This is a genomic window from Bifidobacterium sp. W8103 (genome assembly GCF_016100775.1).
Taxonomy (GTDB): domain Bacteria; phylum Actinomycetota; class Actinomycetes; order Actinomycetales; family Bifidobacteriaceae; genus Bombiscardovia; species Bombiscardovia choladohabitans.
Map to the genome: position 1 here is coordinate 1,502,206 of NZ_JACFRV010000001.1, position 17,908 is coordinate 1,520,113.

At 60.3% G+C, this 17,908-nt stretch carries 13 protein-coding genes and 1 pseudogene; 8 read left to right on the forward strand and 6 right to left on the reverse strand.

Annotated elements, in window-relative coordinates; translation table 11 throughout:
- Window positions 1–118: 118 nt before the first annotated feature.
- The 3 genes from H3U90_RS05840 to H3U90_RS05850 are packed head-to-tail and all read right to left on the reverse strand — an operon-like array spanning window position 119 to window position 3,185.
- Window positions 119–898: a hypothetical protein gene (locus H3U90_RS05840; RefSeq protein ID WP_198177393.1), complete on the reverse strand. Its 780-nt coding sequence runs from the start codon at window positions 896–898 to the stop codon at window positions 119–121.
- The gene (locus tag H3U90_RS05845) at window positions 898–2,412 is read right to left on the reverse strand and encodes a hypothetical protein (RefSeq protein WP_198177394.1); all 1,515 of its coding nucleotides are present in this window, start codon (window positions 2,410–2,412) and stop codon (window positions 898–900) included. The genes H3U90_RS05840 and H3U90_RS05845 overlap by 1 nt, the downstream gene beginning before the upstream one ends.
- Window positions 2,400–3,185, reverse strand: a complete 786-nt coding sequence (locus tag H3U90_RS05850; protein ID WP_198177395.1) for an ABC transporter ATP-binding protein — start codon at window positions 3,183–3,185, stop codon at window positions 2,400–2,402. Before H3U90_RS05850 ends, H3U90_RS05845 begins: the two co-directional genes overlap by 13 nt.
- Before the next feature lie 780 nt (window positions 3,186–3,965).
- Here H3U90_RS05850 and H3U90_RS05855 point away from each other — a divergent pair.
- Entirely contained in the window at window positions 3,966–5,780 is a 1,815-nt protein-coding gene (locus H3U90_RS05855; protein ID WP_198177396.1) for a proline--tRNA ligase, read from the forward strand.
- A 134-nt stretch (window positions 5,781–5,914) separates the two neighbouring features.
- On the opposite strand, the gene H3U90_RS05860 is transcribed toward H3U90_RS05855, so the two are convergent.
- Window positions 5,915–6,769 carry an exodeoxyribonuclease III gene (locus tag H3U90_RS05860; RefSeq protein ID WP_198177397.1) on the reverse strand — a complete coding sequence of 285 codons (855 nt, stop codon included), beginning with the start codon at window positions 6,767–6,769 and terminating at the stop codon, window positions 5,915–5,917.
- Between the two features lie 695 nt (window positions 6,770–7,464).
- Between H3U90_RS05860 and H3U90_RS05865 the strand changes: the two genes are divergently transcribed.
- Window positions 7,465–7,980, forward strand: a complete 516-nt coding sequence (locus tag H3U90_RS05865) for a single-stranded DNA-binding protein (protein ID WP_198177398.1) — start codon at window positions 7,465–7,467, stop codon at window positions 7,978–7,980.
- Window positions 7,981–8,102: 122 nt separating this feature from the next.
- Here the strand turns inward: H3U90_RS05865 and H3U90_RS05870 are convergent, their stop codons facing one another.
- Entirely contained in the window at window positions 8,103–10,196 is a 2,094-nt protein-coding gene (locus H3U90_RS05870) for a M13 family metallopeptidase (protein WP_198177399.1), read from the reverse strand.
- A 174-nt stretch (window positions 10,197–10,370) separates the two neighbouring features.
- Here H3U90_RS05870 and H3U90_RS05875 point away from each other — a divergent pair, with 174 nt between their 5' ends.
- From H3U90_RS05875 to H3U90_RS05885, 3 genes are all read left to right on the forward strand, one after another.
- Window positions 10,371–11,087, forward strand: a complete 717-nt coding sequence (locus tag H3U90_RS05875) for a DUF308 domain-containing protein (RefSeq protein WP_198177400.1) — start codon at window positions 10,371–10,373, stop codon at window positions 11,085–11,087.
- 103 nt (window positions 11,088–11,190) lie between these two features.
- Window positions 11,191–11,967 (forward strand): type I methionyl aminopeptidase, encoded by a 777-nt coding sequence (map, locus tag H3U90_RS05880; RefSeq protein WP_024626681.1) that lies wholly within the window; start codon window positions 11,191–11,193, stop codon window positions 11,965–11,967.
- 349 nt (window positions 11,968–12,316) lie between these two features.
- The gene (locus H3U90_RS05885) at window positions 12,317–13,606 is read left to right on the forward strand and encodes a citrate synthase (RefSeq protein ID WP_081709080.1); all 1,290 of its coding nucleotides are present in this window, start codon (window positions 12,317–12,319) and stop codon (window positions 13,604–13,606) included.
- A gap of 19 nt (window positions 13,607–13,625) precedes the next feature.
- On the opposite strand, the gene dapD is transcribed toward H3U90_RS05885, so the two are convergent.
- Window positions 13,626–14,585, reverse strand: a complete 960-nt coding sequence (gene dapD, locus H3U90_RS05890; protein WP_198177401.1) for a 2,3,4,5-tetrahydropyridine-2,6-dicarboxylate N-succinyltransferase — start codon at window positions 14,583–14,585, stop codon at window positions 13,626–13,628.
- Between the two features lie 147 nt (window positions 14,586–14,732).
- Between dapD and H3U90_RS08355 the strand changes: the two genes are divergently transcribed.
- From H3U90_RS08355 to ftsE, 3 genes and pseudogenes are all read left to right on the forward strand, one after another.
- Window positions 14,733–14,864, forward strand: a complete 132-nt coding sequence (locus tag H3U90_RS08355) for a hypothetical protein (RefSeq protein WP_255297770.1) — start codon at window positions 14,733–14,735, stop codon at window positions 14,862–14,864.
- A gap of 107 nt (window positions 14,865–14,971) precedes the next feature.
- Window positions 14,972–16,105, forward strand: coding sequence for a peptide chain release factor 2 (prfB, locus tag H3U90_RS05895; protein WP_198177402.1), 1,134 nt, complete (start codon window positions 14,972–14,974; stop codon window positions 16,103–16,105).
- A gap of 97 nt (window positions 16,106–16,202) precedes the next feature.
- Window positions 16,203–17,234 (forward strand): annotated as a pseudogene (ftsE, locus tag H3U90_RS08290) (cell division ATP-binding protein FtsE); the annotation flags it as partial.
- Window positions 17,235–17,908 lie beyond the last annotated feature (674 nt).

The following is a 17,908-nucleotide window of genomic DNA, read 5'->3' on the forward strand; positions in this document are numbered from 1 at the left end:
TTTCCGGTATGCGCCGTTTGGTTTGGGTTCTGCTGACGGCTAGGTGGACTCGGACAAACTCATGCACTGTTAAGGCCGGCAGGTTCTTGCACCTCTCACAAGCAGCTATGCTGGCTCTTTATTTCTTGTCCATGATCATTCCCCGGCCTCCGGTGACCGTCCAGAGTAAGACGGCGAAGACTGTCAAGACCGCTGCAATCGCCGGCCAGATCCCCTGTCCAGGAACAGGCGGTTTGATGTCCTCGGGGTATAGACGAAGCGTCAGCCCCATGCCTACCTGCATACCTTGGCTGGCGATATTGATCACTGCCAGCCCTACGCCCAGCCCAAGCCCGTAGAAACGACCCAGTAATGCGATGCCGAGCATGACCAAGGATGCGTCGACCAGGCCGTTGCAGGCAGCCAGTCTGAGCAGCGACTGTGCGGTTGTCGGGTCACCGTGGGAGCTAGGTATGGTAAGGAGGAGGCTGAAAAGAAACGGCAGCATCAGCACGCCTGTCCCAGCAGCCAGGGCTCGCCAACGGACGCGCGCCAGGTTCAGGCGCTCCCAGGTGGGCATAAGCGGGGCGAGCATGACCAAGGCACATGCGCTGAACGCCGCGTAGGCCAGCTCGGCCATGGGCACGACACTTGGCACGGCGCTTTTGCCTTGTGGGCATTGGGTGTGCACAGCGTCGTTGAATACCACTGCATGTGGATCAGGAAGGCAGACGTACCCGTAATAGGCTGGTCGAGCATAGATCTCTCCGCCGGTAGCGGAAGCGGAGACGGAGGCAAGCAGGAAGGGTACGGCCGCAGCCAGCGCGATGAATGCCAAGGCCGCCCATGGGTTGCGCCCAGCCAGCCATCCGACCGAGATTCCGCCCTTCATGGAACCACGTCGATGCCGGCCGCCCATCAGTGGTTCTTCCCCAGATCATTGATGACATTGGACGGCGTGACGGCGCAGCGTTCGATCTCAGAGAGGTTGCGACGCACATAGGCATGGAACTCTTCATTAGTGGCATCGTTGAGCAGATCGGCGGCAGGGCCTCGGGCGCTTCCCATCCCGGATGCCCCGCTTCCTCTGCCACCCATCGACTCGTAGGCGGTCTCGCTCATGCGCACGGGCAACTGCTCCAGCACGAAGGCGGACACGCTGGCACCGTCATCCAACGTCCCTTGTTTATAAACGTTTTCAAGTGCCGTAGCCGCGCAGTCGGCATGGACGAATTCCTTCACAATGGTCTCTGTGACGTTTTCTAGGCCGCTGTATCGTCCAGTGCGTTCGGTGACTGTGTCGGTCATTACCTGTATCTTTTTGCCGCCCAAGTGTTGCAGTTCGGTCATGCCTTGCCCGGTGAGATTCCATGCCTGGCCATGGGTTGTGGGCGTAAAGGCGTTGCCCAGCAAAAGCACAAGGCCCGAGCTGTCCTCCACACTGTCCTTGGGGAACCATGAGGCGGCCGACCGCATATATCGCATATAGCGTCTCAGGTGGGCATCATCATCCGGGTGGGCACACACTGATAGCGGCACGCCGTCTATGCTTTTGCAGACGGGGGTGAACGGAGCGGACCGGCGCCATTCTGCCGGACCGGACATGGCGACCAGGCCCCCGGCAGCAGTCGGAACAAGCAGAAGCACCGCCAAGGGGGCGACTATCCATGACAGGCCGGGCCGCCACCGGTGCGCGGTCAGAATGCATGCCGCTGTGGACGCGGCCAGCACTACTACGACCAAGACCCAGCGTGCTGTCACCGCTGAAGGGTTAATACTGAGTCCCGGCTCGGCACCGATGCCCGTGTTCATCACGGGCATCGCCACCGCAAGCGGCGACCCCCAAGATTGGGGAAACACATCTCCCCTGGGGGTGCGTGGCATCAGCAGCATCACGCTGACCCAACACAGAGCGGCAGGCAGGAGCGTGGCCGGAGCCAGGGACCAGCGGCTACCCATGATGGTGCCGAATGAGTAACCTAGGGCGAACATAGCTGCTGGCGCTGCCATGCCCATGAGCAAGGCTCCCACGGGAACCGACCCGCCAGTGAACCGCAGTGTCTGGACGATGGCAGGAAGACATCCTGCCGCATAGGCCAGGGCACACAATGCAGCACCCTTGAGGACAGGAACGCCGTATCTTCGGACAGCCGAGCCTCCAATCCAGGGTGGCGCCACCATAGATCGAGGGGAGCATGCCTTCCAGGCGCCCCATGCCCCGAACATGCAGGCGATTACATCAGTTACCAGATGCATGAAGGTCAGATCAAGCTGTAATTGGGCATTTGTCAACGCGAACAAAGACACGTCTGATCGGCCAATTCCATAGTTGCTCACCGAGCTTACGGCCGGATACGACATCATTGCAAGAAAGAACACCAGCGAGCTCACCGGTGACAAGGGATTAAGCAACCGGGCCATCATGAAATCCATTCCTGGTCGGATGGCAGAGGCTCGGTCCCTGTCAGCAGTCGTCGATAACCGGATTCCCAAGGAGATGCCATAGAGTCCTCAGGAGCGGCCAAGGCGGCGAGATCATCCATACCCCCGTTCAGGAGCAGATGCCCGTGATCGAGCACCAGTACACGGTCGGCAATTGCGGCCAGGTCCTCGACCAAATGCGTGCTCACCAGCACTGTGTGGCTGTCGGCATAGGCATCGAGGAATTTACGCACCTCAATGCGCTGCACTGGGTCGAGGCCAACGGTCGGCTCATCCAAGACAAGCACGTCGGGACGGGCGACAATTGCACACGCGATGCCCGCACGTTGACGCATGCCACCGGACAGGCTGCGCACCGGGCGGCGGGATTCCCCAGACAATCCCACCTGCTCCATGGCCCACACTGCCGCATCGCAGGAGGCATTCCAGGACAAGCCCCGCGCCCATGCGGCATACCGCACGTTGCGCATAAGACTGGAAGCATTCATCAGCTCGAAAGATTGTGGCAAATAGCCAATCCGACTCCTGGCCCGATGTCGTCCGGAGTTGGTCAGCACATTCGCGCCGGCTATCCTGACACTGCCCGACGAAGGACGCGACAAGGTGGTCACAATATTCATCAGCGTCGTCTTGCCGGCACCATTGGGTCCCAAGAGCCCGAATACGCCATTGCCGAAGCTCAAGGACACATCTGACAGCGCCTGTTTGCGGCCGTATGAGAAAGACACGTGCGAGAGAGAAACGTCTACTTTATAAGTCACCATTGAACCAAACCATAAAAAGAGAAGCGGCTCTTCTTTACAAAGAACCGCTTGACCAACCTAGTAGTCTTACGGGTTTCCTATTTCCATAGTCACAGGGTTACCGCTTGGAACATCGCTAACACCAAGTGGACACCCACCCGAATAACTGGTGCCGTTCTTAATCCAATTGGTGGCTTGATCGGACCAGAATCTACAGGCAATCTTTGCCCTGGCATATCTAGGCGAATTTTTGCAAGTAATTTTGGCTTGGTTATTATGCCGACTAGCTTTGCACGGGACAGATACCCTCGTCCCCGAGAACGTCACTGCCTCATCGGCGTATACTGCTGCTGGAACTGCTGCAAACATACCAAGCGCAGCAATAGCAACGAGAAGTTGTCTCATGATTTTGAAGAGCTTCATTGTTCCCCCTTACTTATAGAGTCCATTCTCTATTAGAGGTATTACCCTCAATACATAGTTTATAATAAATTATTATACGAGTCAAATCCAGCTTTCCCTGCGCTTCTTCCCAGATTCGCGGTCGTCATGATCGGCCTTGATTGTCCCTCTGGGTTATGGCCACCATGGCTAAGTGCAATTGGAGTTATCAATCGTGTCCGGGCAAGCGTTGTCTACCAGGATAATTTTCTTTCAACATTGTTGGGTAGTCGTATGTAACGAGAGCGGGTTTCTCTGCAAGAGCGTCCATAATCGCAGATTTCAGGCTCTCCTGCAGCAAATTGTAACAGGTCATCTTCTATGGCTGCTTGTCCCTTTGCGCGCATATCTTTGGGAGGTATGAGAACCAAAGCCATGTGCATGTCAACCCTCTTTCTGCGGACCCTCAGGGAGGATCCGGCCGACGCCGATGTGGACTCGGCCAAACTCCTTCAGCGGGCTGGTTACGTTCGCAAGGTGGCCCCGGGCATCTTTACCTGGCTGCCACTGGGTCTGAAAGTCCTTGACAAGGTCCAGGCCGTGGTCCGGGAGGAGATTAATGGCATTGGCGCCCAGGAGGTCCACTTCCCGGCCCTGCTGCCTCGCGAGCCCTACGAGGCCACCCACCGATGGGAGGAGTACGGCGAGAATCTCTTCCGCCTCCAGGACAGGCACGGCGCTGATTACCTGCTGGCTCCCACCCATGAGGAGATGTTCACCCTTTTGGTCAAGGACATGTACTCCTCATACAAGGACCTGCCGGTTGTCCTCTATCAGATCCAGACCAAGTACCGTGACGAGTTCCGTCCCCGCGCCGGGCTGATCAGGGGTCGCGAGTTCATTATGAAGGACGCTTACTCCTTCACTGTGGATGAGGAGGGGCTGAAGAAGGCCTACCAGGATGAGCGCGGCGCCTATGAACGAATCTTCAAGCGTCTGGGTGTCAATTACGTAATCGTCCATGCGGTCTCCGGACCCATGGGGGGATCCGAGTCCGAGGAATTCCTGGCTCCGCTGCCCATAGGTGAGGACACCTTTGCCCTGGCTCCCTCGGGGAAGGCGTGGAACGTGGAGGCGCTGACCACCCCGCACCCCGAGTCCGTCGACTATTCCGAGACCCCGGCCATGCAGGAGCTGGATACCCCCGACTCGACAACCATCGACACTCTGGTGGAGCGGTTCAATCAGCTGCATCCCCGCCAGGACGGCCGGGACTGGACCGCTGCCGATACTTTGAAGAACCTGATTGTGGCCGTCAAGCACCCTGCCGACGATGACCATCCCGAGGGCTGGCGGGAACTGGTGGCCGTCGGCCTGCCGGGCGACCGTCAGGTGGACATGAAGCGCTTGGAGGCCCAGTTCGCCCCGGCCGAGATCGAGGAGGCCAGTGAGACTGACCTTGCGGCCCATCCCGAGCTGGTCAAGGGGTACATTGGTCCTCGCGTGCTGGGCCCTCAGCGTTCGGACAGTGAGTCCGCCGCCCATATCCGCTACTTCCTCGACGCCCATGTGGCGCCCGGCTCAGCCTGGGTGACCGGTGCTGATGCCGAAGGCGTGCACCTGGCCAATGCGGTCTACGGGCGTGACTTCCAAGCCGACGGAGTGGTGGAGGCCGCCGAGGTCCGTCACGGGGATATGAGCCCTGACGGATCAGGACCGCTCAGCTTCGAACGTGGAGTGGAGATCGGGCAGGTCTTCCAGCTTGGACTGAAATACTCTGACGCATTGGGTCTGAAGGTTCTGGACCGCAACGGCAAGGCGGTGCCGGTCTGGATGGGTTGCTATGGCATCGGCATTTCCCGCGTGCTGGCCTGCATCGCGGAGATGCATCACGATGACAAGGGTCTGGCCTGGCCCAAGGCTGTCGCCCCTGCCGCGGTTCATGTGGTGGCCACCGGCAAGAAGCAGGAGGCCTTCGATGCCGCTGAGAAGCTGGTCGCCGATTTGGAGGACCGTGGCGTGGAGGTCCTCTACGATGACCGGCCCAAGGTATCCCCCGGGGTCAAGTTCAAGGATGCTGAGTTGATCGGGGTGCCCCTGGTCGCCATTGCCGGACGCGACACCATCGCCAACGGCACCATCGAGATTCGCAACCGCGACGGTTCGGATGTGCAAGCTGTTCCTGCTGATCAGGCCGCTCAGGTAATCGTGGATCGGATTGCAGCTCTGCAGTAGGATATGCCGCACTTATAGTTGCCTGCCGCAACCAATATAAATATAGAGGGGTGGGGCCTTGGCCGCGTTATGATCTATGCGACCAAGGCCCCACCCTTTTGGTTGCATCGGTTTTGGTTCGGGAACCTATCCGGTCAGATGCGCAGCAGGATGGGCAGGTGGTCCTGGCGCTCGCCTGTGTCCACGGGTTCGCTGGTGCTGACCTGGTCAGCGATTCTGTTGGAGGTCAGCCAGTAGTCGATGCGCCAACCGGAGTTGTTGATCTTGCTTTTTGGAGCCCGCTGGGCGAACCAAGTGTAGACGCTGCGGTGATCATCGTAGAAGCCGGCGGCATCGCCATGGATCTTTCGGAAGGTGTCGGTGAAGCCTGCGTCCAGCAGAAGGCCGAACTTCTCGCGCTCCTGATCAGTGAAGCCGGCGGAATGGTGGTTGGATGCCGGGTTGGCGATGTCGATCTCCTCATGGGCCACGTTGAAGTCGCCACAGGCCAGGACCGGCTTGCGGGCATCCAGTTCCTGCAGGTAGTGACGGTAGCAATCGTCCCAGACGCCGCGCGGCTTGAGCCTGACCAGTCCCGATCCGGAATTGGGGGTGTAGACCGTGGTGACGAAGCAGTCCGGGAACTCCAGAGTGAGCATGCGGCCCTCGTCGTCCATGGTGTCCGGAGCGCCGATGCGGGGACGGGTCACTGTAGGTTCCGGCAGGCTCTTGCGGTAGAGCATGAGCGTGCCTGCATAGCCTGTGCGGGCCGGGGCCTCGGAGCGGCGATCCACCTCCTGGTAATCGGGGAAGTAGCGCATGAGCGCCTTAAGGATGCCTGCGGATTTCTTCTGGTCACCGTTGAGTTTGGTCTCCTGGATGGCTACGACATCGGGGTCCAGATCCCGGATGGTCTCCACCACCTTCAGGGAGAGGGCGCTGCGGCTGCTCTTGCCCAGCAGGGCGGCGTTGAGCGAATCGATATTCCAACTGACCAGCGTGTGAACCATGACTGCGGGTCCTTCCAAACCGTACCGATGTATCTGCTCTCACAGTTTAGCCCAGGACCAATGTTCGATGGTTCTGGGCAGTGTAGAGGACATTCCGAATCCGGTTGTGGGTTCCGTTGATGAATTTTTCGGCATTGCGCGGAAGACAGCGGTGATCAGGCCTCCATCGAGAAATGCTGAGTGAATGCCATCCTCGAGCGCTGCTCGACTGGTTTCTCTCGCCGATCTTTCGGCCTTGTCGCACGTCTGCAGGTCAGCCTCGACCGGAATGATTCACACCTAGTGTTTGTTCGAGGAGGCTGTGACGGCGTCCGTTTTTCGTTATCGTGTTTTCCCTTGTTCCCGTTTTCATAATCATGGGTAAATCCACCTTGCTTTACCCAATGAGACAGGTCTTCCTGGCAATGGACCTATTTCATGTTTCTTATGGAAGAAAGGCTGGTTTGTCCACAAGGTGAATGAGCCGAGCCTGTTCGACCACAATGGTCTGCAAATCAGGTGCGGAGACGTGGGCGGAGGCAGGATGGATTCACCGTTCGACGGAGGGTTCCTGGCTGGGGCCAGTCCCTTCCCCCGCTCCGATTATCCGCGCTCCGGTCGGGGATCCTTCGTCGAATGGCCTCACCGCGCAAGATCAGGAATCGACTGGCAGATTTACAGCGTCGGATTCATAACAACAACAGAGAGGTTCCGGTATGTCCATCAACGAAATAAAAACGACCGTCTTCGGCTTTATGGGGACCCAGCCAACGCGTTTGGGACAGCCGGGGTCTACACCTGTCTGCTCTTTCAGGCTGGGCTCCACGCCGGCCTATTACGATGCTGCGGCTGGGGTTTGGAAACGAAAACCCACCACCTGGCTGACGGTCAAGGCTTTCAGGACTTTGGCGGTCAATGCCCTGGCCTGTCTGCACAAGGGTGATCCGGTAATTGTTTCAGGATCCTTGGTGACGGAGGAATGGACCAGCGATGGTCAGCCGCATAGCAGCCTGGTCTTGGTGGCGGATGGCATCGGTCACGACCTGGCCCGGGGACAGGACACCTTCACCAGGATCCAATCGGGTGTTGTGCCTATTGATGAGGAGGCCGACGGTCCGGATCCTTGGACCACGCCGCTATCATCTTCATCGTCCGAAACTGGATCGGCTCCTGCCTCATCTGTGTCATCTGCAGCCGATCGGACTTCGGTGAAGAATTCCAATGCCGGATGAGCAAAAGTTGTTGAGGCCGAGCAAGACGAAGGCGGGAGGCCAACTGATTCCCGTCGACCTACCGCCTTGATCAGCGGGCTGATTGAAACCGTCAACCAACCAACGATCTCAATCGAACCGGTTTACCAGATCTTGACCCGTGCTTCGGGTTCCAGCCACATACCGTCGTCGGCGGTGACCCCGAAGGCCTGGTAGAAGCGATCCACATTCCTGACGATGCCGTTGGTGCGGAATTCAGCAGGGGAGTGGGGGTCGATCTGCAGATATTGTTCGGCCAGCTGATCCCTGTTCTTGGTCCTCCAGATGGAGGCATAGGACAGGAAGAACCGTTGCAGGCCGGTGTAGCCGTCCATGACCGGAGCCGAGGCCAGTGCCCGGTCCATGGCGGCATCGTCCGTCCCTGCTGTGCCGCCCTCTTTCTTCTGCAAGGAGAGTGCATAGGCCTTGATGGCGATGTTGACGCCTCCCAGATCTCCGATGTTCTCGCCGATGGTCAGCGCTCCATTGACATGGGGTGCCTGCTTGGGCTTGTCGGCGTACTTCTCGGCGAGCTGTTGGGGGACGAACCCGTTGTACTGCTCGATGAGTGCCTTGGTCCGCTGCTCGAAGTTCTCACGGTCCTGCGGGGTCCACCAGTCCTGCAGACGCCCGTCGCCGTCGTACTTGGAGCCCTGATCGTCGAATCCATGGCCGATCTCGTGGCCGATGACCGAACCGATGCCTCCGTAGTTGACGGCATCGTCGGCTTCAGGATCGAAGAAGGGCGGCTGCAGAATGGCCGCGGGGAAGACGATGACGTTCAGAGTGGGCTCGTAGTAGGCGTTGACCGTCTGAGGGTTCATGAGCCACTCTTCCTTGTCCACAGGCTTACCGGCCTTGCCGAACTGGTAGCCGGACTCGTAGAGGTTGGCCCGCCGCACGTTGTCGACCAGACCCAGCTTTTCATCCACAGCCAGGGCCGTATAGTCGCGCCAGTGCTCGGTGTAGCCGATCTTGGGCGAGAATTTGTCCAGCTTGGCAAGAGCCTTGACCTTGGTCTGTTCGCCCAGCCAGTCGCTGGAGGTGATGGAGACCCGATAGGCGTCGATCAGGTCTGAGACCAGGGCCTCCATCCGGGCCTTGCTGGAGGCGGGGAAGTGCCGACGAACATATTCACGTCCGACATCCTCGCCGCAAATGCCGTTGACCAGGGAGACGGCTCGCTTCCAGCGGTCACGCATCTTGGTCGTGCCTGAAAGGACCTTGCCATAGAAGTCGAACCTGGCCTGATCGAAGTCGCCGCTGAGCAGACCTGCCCACTCGATCAGGGTGTGCACGCGGGCCCAGAGTTTCAGATCCTCCAGGTCGCTGGTCTTCCAGAGCTCGTTCAAACCCTGCAGGAAGGAGGGTTCGTGCACGATGGTTCTGGACAGGGCCGAGCTCAGATCGACCGGCTGCAGATTGGCGACAGGGCTGGCTGCGTATGCCTTCTGCCAGGACTCGATCCAGGTGTGCAGATCGAAATCGGCGAGTGTTGATTCCAGGTCAGTCAGGGTGGTGGGGTTGTAGGTACGATCCTCATCTCTGGTGGACACGTTGTCCCAGTGGCGTGCCGCTATGCGCGTCTCGATCTCGAGGAAGGACTCCGCCTGCCTGTGGGCATCCTCCTGGTCGTCGGCGTAGCCGGAGAGCCTGAGCAGGGAGGCGACCATGTCGGTGTAGGCCTGGCGGACTGGAGCGTAGCTCTTCTCCCGGTAGTAGGCCTCGTCGGGAAGCCCCAGCCCGGCCTGTTCCATATGGGCCACGTTGACACCGGCGTTGCCCGGGTCGCCATAGATGGCAATGCCGAACAGATCGGGGCCGCCAGTGGGATTGAGCCGGCCCAGCAGGCTGGTCAGTGCCTTCTTGTCGGTCACGGCATCAATGGCCTGCAGGTCTGGGCGAATGGGTTCCATTCCCGCGGCTTCGATGGCCTCGGTGTCCAGGAAACTGCGATAGAGCAGGGCTGACTTGACAGCCGGGGATTCCGGGTCCTCGAGGATTTCATGGATCTGGGCCTCGGCATCCTCGGCGAGCTTGTCGAAAGAGCCGAACCGGGAACGGTCCTCGGGCAGACTGTAGGTGTCGATCCAGGGGCCGTTGACGAAGCGGAAGAGGTCGTCCTGGGGGCGAATGACCGAGGAGAAGGAGGCCGGATCGAGTCCGGAGGAGGTCGTGGATTCTGTAGATTGTGCCATGCCACAAGCCTAGCCATCTTTGGTGACATGCCATGCCCCGGGGTCGCCGGGAATCAGCGGACCGGCGAACCATCCGCCGAAGGAAAAGCCGCGATTGCCTCCTTGGTGATTTAAACTTGGTAGACGGTAACAGGACGGCCGCTCGGTCGCCCTGAGCGAGCGAAAGAGGACGGTATGACGGATCCCATGCAGGGCGGTCAGCCCAATCAGTACGGTGGTCAGGATTCTTCGCAGAATAATAACGGCCAATACCAGAATTATTACGGACAGAATAATTATGGTCAGTATGGGCAATACCCCGGCTACCAGAGGCGCCCGCCACGGATGGATCCATTCTCCATGATCGCAGAGGATCTGGGATTCAGAACCCTGCGGGCCATTCGCATCATTATGGGCGTCATGGGTGTGATTGGCGTCATCCTGGGCCTGGCCCTGTTGCTCAGACCGGACAAGACCCTCATTGCCGTGACTGTGGTGCTGGGCATCTACTTCATCATCTCCGGTGTGGTCCGTCTGGCCACCTCCATCGTGTCCAAGGGGCTTCCTGGCGGTTGGCGGGTGCTGGGTGTCCTCTTTGGCGCCCTGATCGCCGTCGGCGGCATTGTCATCGTCAGGAACACGGCCCTGTCAGCTTCGGCGCTGACCCTACTGGTCACCATCATCGTGGGCATCAGCTGGATCATGGAGGGCGTGATGAGTTTGGCAGCATCCTGGGGGCTCCCGCATTCAGGCTGGGCCATCTTCTCGGGCATCGTCTCCATCATCGCCGGAATCATCGTCATGATCTACCCGCTGAGCTCCGTCATCTTCCTGGTCATTTTCAGCGGGTGTGCTCTTCTGGTGCTGGGAGTCGTCTCCATCATCAGGGCCTTCACCTTCGGTCGGAACTGAGAGCCGGACTCGTCCGACCGACCCGATAATACTGAGTGGTAGTACTTGGGCAGGATTCTGAGGGGTGGCACCCGCGGGCACCAATTATGAAAGGACGCAGAGGATGATCGAGCTCAAAACCAAGCAGGAGATCGAACAGATGAAGCCGGCGGGCAGATTTGTCGGCAGCATCCTCAAGGAGCTCAAGGCCATGAGCAAACCCGGGGTCAACCTGCTGGAGCTGGACGACTACGTCAAGGACAGGATCAACTCCCGTAAGGGAGCCACCTCCTGCTATGTGGACTACGCGCCTGATTTCGGCACCGGCCCCTTCGCCCACTACATCTGTCTGTCCGTCAACGATGCCGTCCTGCACGGGGTGCCATATGACTACAACCTCAAGGATGGCGATCTGCTCTCCCTGGACCTGGCCATCAACGTGGACGGCTGGGTGGGCGACTCGGCCATCAGCTTCGTGGTGGGCGAGCATGCAGATCCAGAGGATCTGCGCCTGATTCGAACCACGGAAGAGGCCCTGAAGGCGGGCATCGCCCAGGCTCAGCCCGGTAACCGCCTGGGTGATATCTCCGCCGCAGTCGGTCAGGTTGCCCATGAAAACGGATACAGCGTCAACCTGGAGTTCGGCGGACACGGAGTAGGGCGGATTATGCACGGTGACCCCCATGTGCCCAACGACGGCACGCCTCATCACGGCTACAAGCTGCGCCCGGGCCTGGTCATCGCCATTGAGCCTTGGTTCCTGGCGACCACCGATCAGATTTACCAGGATCCCAAGGATGGTTGGACCCTGCGTTCTGCAGACGGATCGCGCGGCGCCCACAGCGAGCACACCATCGCCATCACCGAGCAGGGGCCTGTCATCCTGACGACCAGGGACTGAGTCATAGGTTGCTCGCGGCCGAGCTAGGACTATAAGGGACCCAGGAATGTCCACAATGTGGATGCTTCTGGGTCCCTCTTTGATACCTGCCCTGTTTGACACTGGCCCTTTCTTCCCTGGCCTTGTGCCCGCAGGCTGGTGTGGGAACGAGGACGGCACTGGCCTGGCCCTGCGCGTCGTGGGTGGAGGTGACGGATTCATGCTTGTGGTTACAAGCCGGTAATCGAAGTCGTGGTTGTTTCTGCTAGCATGTCGGCAATTCCACGCCGGTACAGGTGCCGGTAGCCTGATCCGGCATGGCCGTCGACTCTCACTGGCACCTCACTGGTTGATTGACAGGAGGTGCGTGGTGTCCACAGCACGGTTGTCCATCGATTCCGAACAGGTTGATCTTCCCCTGGTTCGCGCCACCGAAGGGCCCGACGGCATTCTGGTCTCCTCCCTGCGCAACGACGGCTGGGTCACGCTGGATCCCGGCTTCCAGACCACGGCCCAGTGCGTCTCGGGAATCACCTTCATTGACGGCAAGCGGTCCATACTGCGCTACAGAGGCTATGCCATAGAGGACCTATGTGCCCAGTCCAATTTCCTCGAAGTGGCCTGGTTGCTGTCCCACGGTGAGTTGCCTGATGCCGAGCAGTACCAGCGGTTCCGCAGCCATGTCCTGGGCTACACGGTCGTAGGGGAGGACTTCCGCCATCTGCTCTCTTCCTTCCCCCGCCAGGCGCATCCCATGAGTGTGTTGGCTGCGGCGGTCAATGCTCTGGCCGGCTTCCACCCGGATACCTGTAATGTTGACGATTCCGATCAGCTGGATGAGGCCAGCGCCATCATCATGGCCAAGGTGCGCACCATCGTCTCCCTGATTCACCGTCGTCGCCGTGACCAGCCGCTGCTCTATCCGGACAGGACCTGGGGCTATGTGGAGGACTTCCTGCGGATGAGCTTCGCCATGCCCTACCAGCCCTATCAGGCCGATCCTCTCAAGGTGCAGGCCCTGGACAAGCTTCTGATCATCCATGCCGACCATGAACAGAACTGCTCCACCTCAGTGGTGCGGATTGCCGGATCGGCCCGGGCCAACCTGTATTCGGCAGTGGCCGCCGGCATCAATACCCTGTCAGGTCCCCTGCACGGCGGGGCCAACGAAGCCGTGCTGCGTCAGTTGAAGAGCATACGGGATTCCGGTCTGGGAGTGCGGGGGTATGTGGACCAGGCCAAGAGCGAGGGGCGGAAAATCGCGGGTCTGGGCCACCGGGTCTATAAGTCCTATGATCCGCGTGCGGCCATAGCCAAGCAGTGGCTCTACAAGCTCATGGACGAACCCGACCAGGATAGGAATGCCGAGGATGCGGAACTCTTCGACGTGGCTCTGGAACTGGAGGACCTGGCCCTGCATGACGACTACTTCGTCGAGCGCCACCTCTATCCAAATGTGGACTTCTACACCGGGCTCATCTACCGCGCCATCGGCTTCGACCCGGAGATGTTCACCACGCTCTTCGCATTAGGACGCATCCCCGGATGGATCGCCCAGTACAGGGAGATGCTGGACGATCCTGACACGAAAATCGGGCGTCCCAGGCAGGTCTATACCGGCCAGGGTCCGCGCGACTACCTGCCCATGGAGCAGCGCTGAGTCCGATGAGCGCCGGGGCTCAGTTGGCGTGCAGGCGCTCGTTCAGCTCGATCCCCTTCTTGCGGGGCAGGGCCTTGACCTGGCCGGTGCGGGAGTCGCGGATGAAGAGCAAATGATCCCGTCCGCTCAGCTCCGCCCCTTTGACCACTTGGTCGCCCAGGCCGATCTTGGTACCAGCGGTGACATAGAGCCCGGCTTCGACCACGCAGTCATCGCCCAGGGAGATGCCGATGCCGGCGTTGGCTCCCAGCAAGGAGTGCTCACCGATGGAGACCCGATGGCGGCCTCCACCGGACAGGGTGCCCATGATGGAGGCCCCGCCGCCGATGTCCGAACCGTCGCCGACCACAACCCCCTGGGAGATTCGCCCCTCGACCATGGAATGGCCCAGGGTTCCGGCGTTGAAGTTGACGAAGCCCTCATGCATCACCGTCGTTCCCGGCGCAAGGTGGGCGCCGAGCCGAATCCGATCGGCATTGCCGATGCGGACTCCCTCGGGAACCACGTAATCAACCATGCGTGGGAACTTGTCCACGCTCATCACCGTTACCTGCGTCACCGGGATACCCGGCATGGACCGGCTGGCTGCATCCATGACCCCTGACCTACGCAGGGCGAAGTCCTCCACGGCGAAGGGTCCGTAGTTGGTCCAGACCACCGTGGTCAGTTGTTCGAAGATCCCATCCAGGTTCATGCTGTTGGGCGGGGTCAGGCGCATGCTGAGCAGGTGAAGCCGCAGATAGGCGTCGGCGGCATCGGCTATCGGGCCATCCAGATCGGCCACGGTGAAGACAGGCACCCTGCGGATGCCGCGGGCGTCGGGCTGGTTGTGAACCTGGTCGCCGAAGTCGTGGTTGGGACGGTTCGCCGGGGTCGGCGGTGTGGAGATCTCGGCCTTGGGGTACCAGACGTCCAGGGTCCGGCCCTGTTCGTCCTGGCTGGCCAGGCCCCAACCCCATGCGGTGCGTGCTGTGCTCATCGTTCCTCCTTCAGGCGGTGCAGTCGTGTTGACATCAAGTTGTCTTACAGGATAAACCGGGTGATGCTCAAACACGGGCGGTCCGTCCGACAGCCGGGTCTGGATCGTCGTCAGCCAGGTCCCAGCCGATAGGTAAAATCATCAACTATGAGTGCCTACAGTCATGAGCGGGAGCGCCGGGAGCGCCGGCGTCGCAATACGGCCAGGGCGGTCTGCCTGGTCATCGCCGTGGCGTTGCTGGCCAGTCTCGTCATCCCTGCCATCTTCAGCGGCCTTTGACCCGGCCCGTCCGGTCGGCGGGAATTCGGCCGTCACAGGCAAAGGCAAACAGGAATGAAGACGGTGGCCGGCTCGTGCGGAGCCGGTCTGGAAAGCGGTGAGACGGTATGGCAGAGATGGATTTTGCTCAAGCATTGGAGCAGGCCAAGGCCAAGTACGAGATGATTTCCAAGGCGCTGGACCCGGAGGGTCTGCGCTCGCGGATTGCTGATTTGGAGCGTCAGGCCAGCGCGCCCGGACTCTGGGACGACCAGGAGAATGCGCAGAAGGTGACCAGCAGGCTCTCGGCCCTGCAATCCCAGCTCAAGCACCTGGAGTCCGCCTCCTCACGGCTGGACGATGTCCAGGCACTGGAGGAGCTGGGCCAGGAGGAGCATGATCAGGACACCCTGGTGGAGGCCCGCAAGGAGATCGACTCTTTGAGGTCCGACCTGGATGACATGGAGATTCAGACCCTGCTGGACGGGGAGTACGACGAGCGCGCTGCCGTGGTCACCATCCGCTCGGGCGCCGGCGGGGTGGATGCGGCCGACTGGGCCCAGATGCTCCTGCGAATGTACATGCGATGGGCTGAACGGCACGGCTTCTCTACCAAGGTCATGGACACCTCCTACGCGGAGGAGGCCGGCATCAAGTCGGCCACCTTCCAGGTGGACGCCCCCTATGCCTATGGGCGGTTGTCGGTGGAGGGCGGCACCCATCGTCTGGTGCGGATCTCGCCCTTTGACAACCAGGGCAGGCGGCAGACTTCTTTCGCTGCTGTCGAGGTCATCCCCCTGGTGGAGCCCACCGACCACATCGACATCCCCGACTCGGACATCCGAGTGGATACCTACTGCTCCTCCGGCCCCGGCGGCCAGGGTGTCAACACCACCTATTCGGCTGTGCGCATCACCCACCTGCCGACCAACATCGTGGTCACCATGCAGGATGAGCGCAGCCAGATCCAGAACCGCGCGGCTGCCATGGCCGTTCTGCAGTCCCGGCTGCTGGTTCTGCGGCATGAGGAGGAGGCCAAGAAGAAGAAGGAGCTGGCCGGCGACATCAAGGCCAGCTGGGGCGACCAGATGCGCTCCTATGTGCTGCATCCCTACCAGATGGTCAAGGACCTGCGCACCGGATACGAGACCTCGGATACCCAGGGGGTCTTCGACGGTGACATTGACGCCTTCATCGAGGCCGGCATTCGCTGGCGGCACCAGCAGCGGGTCCAGGCCCGCGAGGAGGAAGCCGACAAGTAGAGCTTCGTCCGGCTCAGGTCCGGTCGGTGTTTCATGGGTGAGTAGTGTCGGTCTTCTTGATAGCCTCTGTATGGGAATACCGAGGAACGGAGTGTAAATGGCGTTGATTTCGCTCAAGGGCGTGACCAAGATTTACCCCAAGGGGTCCCGTCCAGCCTTGGACAACATCAGCCTGGATGTCAATCGCGGGGATTTCGTCTTTCTGGTGGGTGCCAGCGGGTCGGGCAAGACCACTCTGCTGCGGCTGCTCCTGCGCGAGGAGGAGGCCACCGAGGGGGAGATCCGCGTGGCCGGCAACGACCTGCGACGTCTGCGCAACCGCGAGATCCCCGGCTATCGGCGTTCCATTGGTTTCGTATTCCAGGATTACAAACTGCTCAACAACAAGACAGTATGGCAGAACGTAGCCTTCACGCTGGAGGTCATCGGCGCTCGTCGGTCCACTATCAAGACCCTGGTGCCCCAGGTGCTCAAGACCGTGGGGCTGACCGGCAAGGAGCACAACTATCCCCACGAGCTCTCCGGCGGCGAGGCCCAGCGTGTGGCTCTGGCCCGGGCCTACGTCAACAACCCGGAAATTCTGCTGGCGGATGAGCCTACCGGCAATCTTGATCCCACCACTTCCTTGGGCATCATGGAGGTCCTGGACGCCATCAACAGGACCGGTACCACCGTGGTCATGGCCACCCACAACGAGGAGATCGTCAACTCCATGCGCAAGCGTGTGGTAGAGCTGCATACAGGTCGGATCATGCGTGATGAGGCCCACGGCTCCTATGATTCTTCCCGCTTCTTCCCCGATGCCGAAGTGGCTGCACGCTCCCATCATGCCATCGGGGATCCAGCTGATGGCGATGCCCTGGATCGTGTGCGTAAGGCTGGAGTTGCAGGGCGCCGTCCGGTGCAGGTCGTTGTGCAGGATGGGAACAGCTCGGCTACCGAGCCCATCGCGGATGGGACCAAGGGGGCCAAGCAGGTGGTCCAAGCGGTTGCACAGGCCGTCAACCAGGGTCAGTATGGCGACGAGGGGATCGCGCGTCTGGCCAAGTCCATGCATTCGGGCAGAACCGGGCGTTATGGACAGGTCTTCACCTCGGTGGAGGACACCCTGACCTGGGGCAAGGGTCTGGGCAGCCTTGAGTCCGCCCAGGAAGATCTCGGTCAGCACGAAGACGCCGGTGCAGGGCAGCTCGATCGGAGCAAAGGCTCTGACTCGGATGAGCGGTTCCGCAGGCCTGCGGCCCAGGGCAGCCAGGGTCGATCAGGTCAATCGAGTGACGATTCCAGGGACAGGGACCGCGACAAGGCAGGAACTGATCGTGATGAGTCCGCCAATCATCCCCGTGCGGAACGTACAGCCTCCAGAAAATCTCGGAAGTCCGCGCCTGGTTCGGATGTTGCCGAACCCAAGGTGACCGCTGAAAGCGGGTCCCAGGATCGGCAGACTGAAGATCCGGGCCTTCGGAAGCAGGACGGGAAACAAGGCATTGACCGTGGCCAGGGGGATAAACGAGACAGTGATGGCCAGCCTCAGAAGCATGAAAAGACCGAGGAACGTCCACACTTGAAGAGCTCTTCAGCCGAATCCTCTGATTCTGAACAACGGTTCAAGAGGCCCAATCAGCCCGCGGGGTCTGATGGCTCCAGCCCGGCAGAACCGACCGGCAAATCCGGTCAGACTACAGGCCGGAAGAAGCGGGACGACCTCAAATTCTCAAAACAGACCTCCAACAAGGCCAGGAGCAATAAAAAGGTCTCAACGAGCGAAAATCATCATGACATCAAGTCCATGGGGGCCCCGCC

Coding starts and splice junctions, on each gene's coding strand:
- H3U90_RS05840 (WP_198177393.1), bottom strand. CDS start 898: ATGGGCGGCCGGCATCGACGTGGTTCCATGAAGGGCGGAATCTCGGTC.
- H3U90_RS05845 (WP_198177394.1), bottom strand. CDS start 2,412: ATGGATTTCATGATGGCCCGGTTGCTTAATCCCTTGTCACCGGTGAGC.
- H3U90_RS05850 (WP_198177395.1), bottom strand. CDS start 3,185: ATGGTGACTTATAAAGTAGACGTTTCTCTCTCGCACGTGTCTTTCTCA.
- H3U90_RS05855 (WP_198177396.1), top strand. CDS start 3,966: ATGAGAACCAAAGCCATGTGCATGTCAACCCTCTTTCTGCGGACCCTC.
- H3U90_RS05860 (WP_198177397.1), bottom strand. CDS start 6,769: ATGGTTCACACGCTGGTCAGTTGGAATATCGATTCGCTCAACGCCGCC.
- H3U90_RS05865 (WP_198177398.1), top strand. CDS start 7,465: ATGTCCATCAACGAAATAAAAACGACCGTCTTCGGCTTTATGGGGACC.
- H3U90_RS05870 (WP_198177399.1), bottom strand. CDS start 10,196: ATGGCACAATCTACAGAATCCACGACCTCCTCCGGACTCGATCCGGCC.
- H3U90_RS05875 (WP_198177400.1), top strand. CDS start 10,371: ATGACGGATCCCATGCAGGGCGGTCAGCCCAATCAGTACGGTGGTCAG.
- map (WP_024626681.1), top strand. CDS start 11,191: ATGATCGAGCTCAAAACCAAGCAGGAGATCGAACAGATGAAGCCGGCG.
- dapD (WP_198177401.1), bottom strand. CDS start 14,585: ATGAGCACAGCACGCACCGCATGGGGTTGGGGCCTGGCCAGCCAGGAC.
- H3U90_RS08355 (WP_255297770.1), top strand. CDS start 14,733: ATGAGTGCCTACAGTCATGAGCGGGAGCGCCGGGAGCGCCGGCGTCGC.
- prfB (WP_198177402.1), top strand. CDS start 14,972: ATGGCAGAGATGGATTTTGCTCAAGCATTGGAGCAGGCCAAGGCCAAG.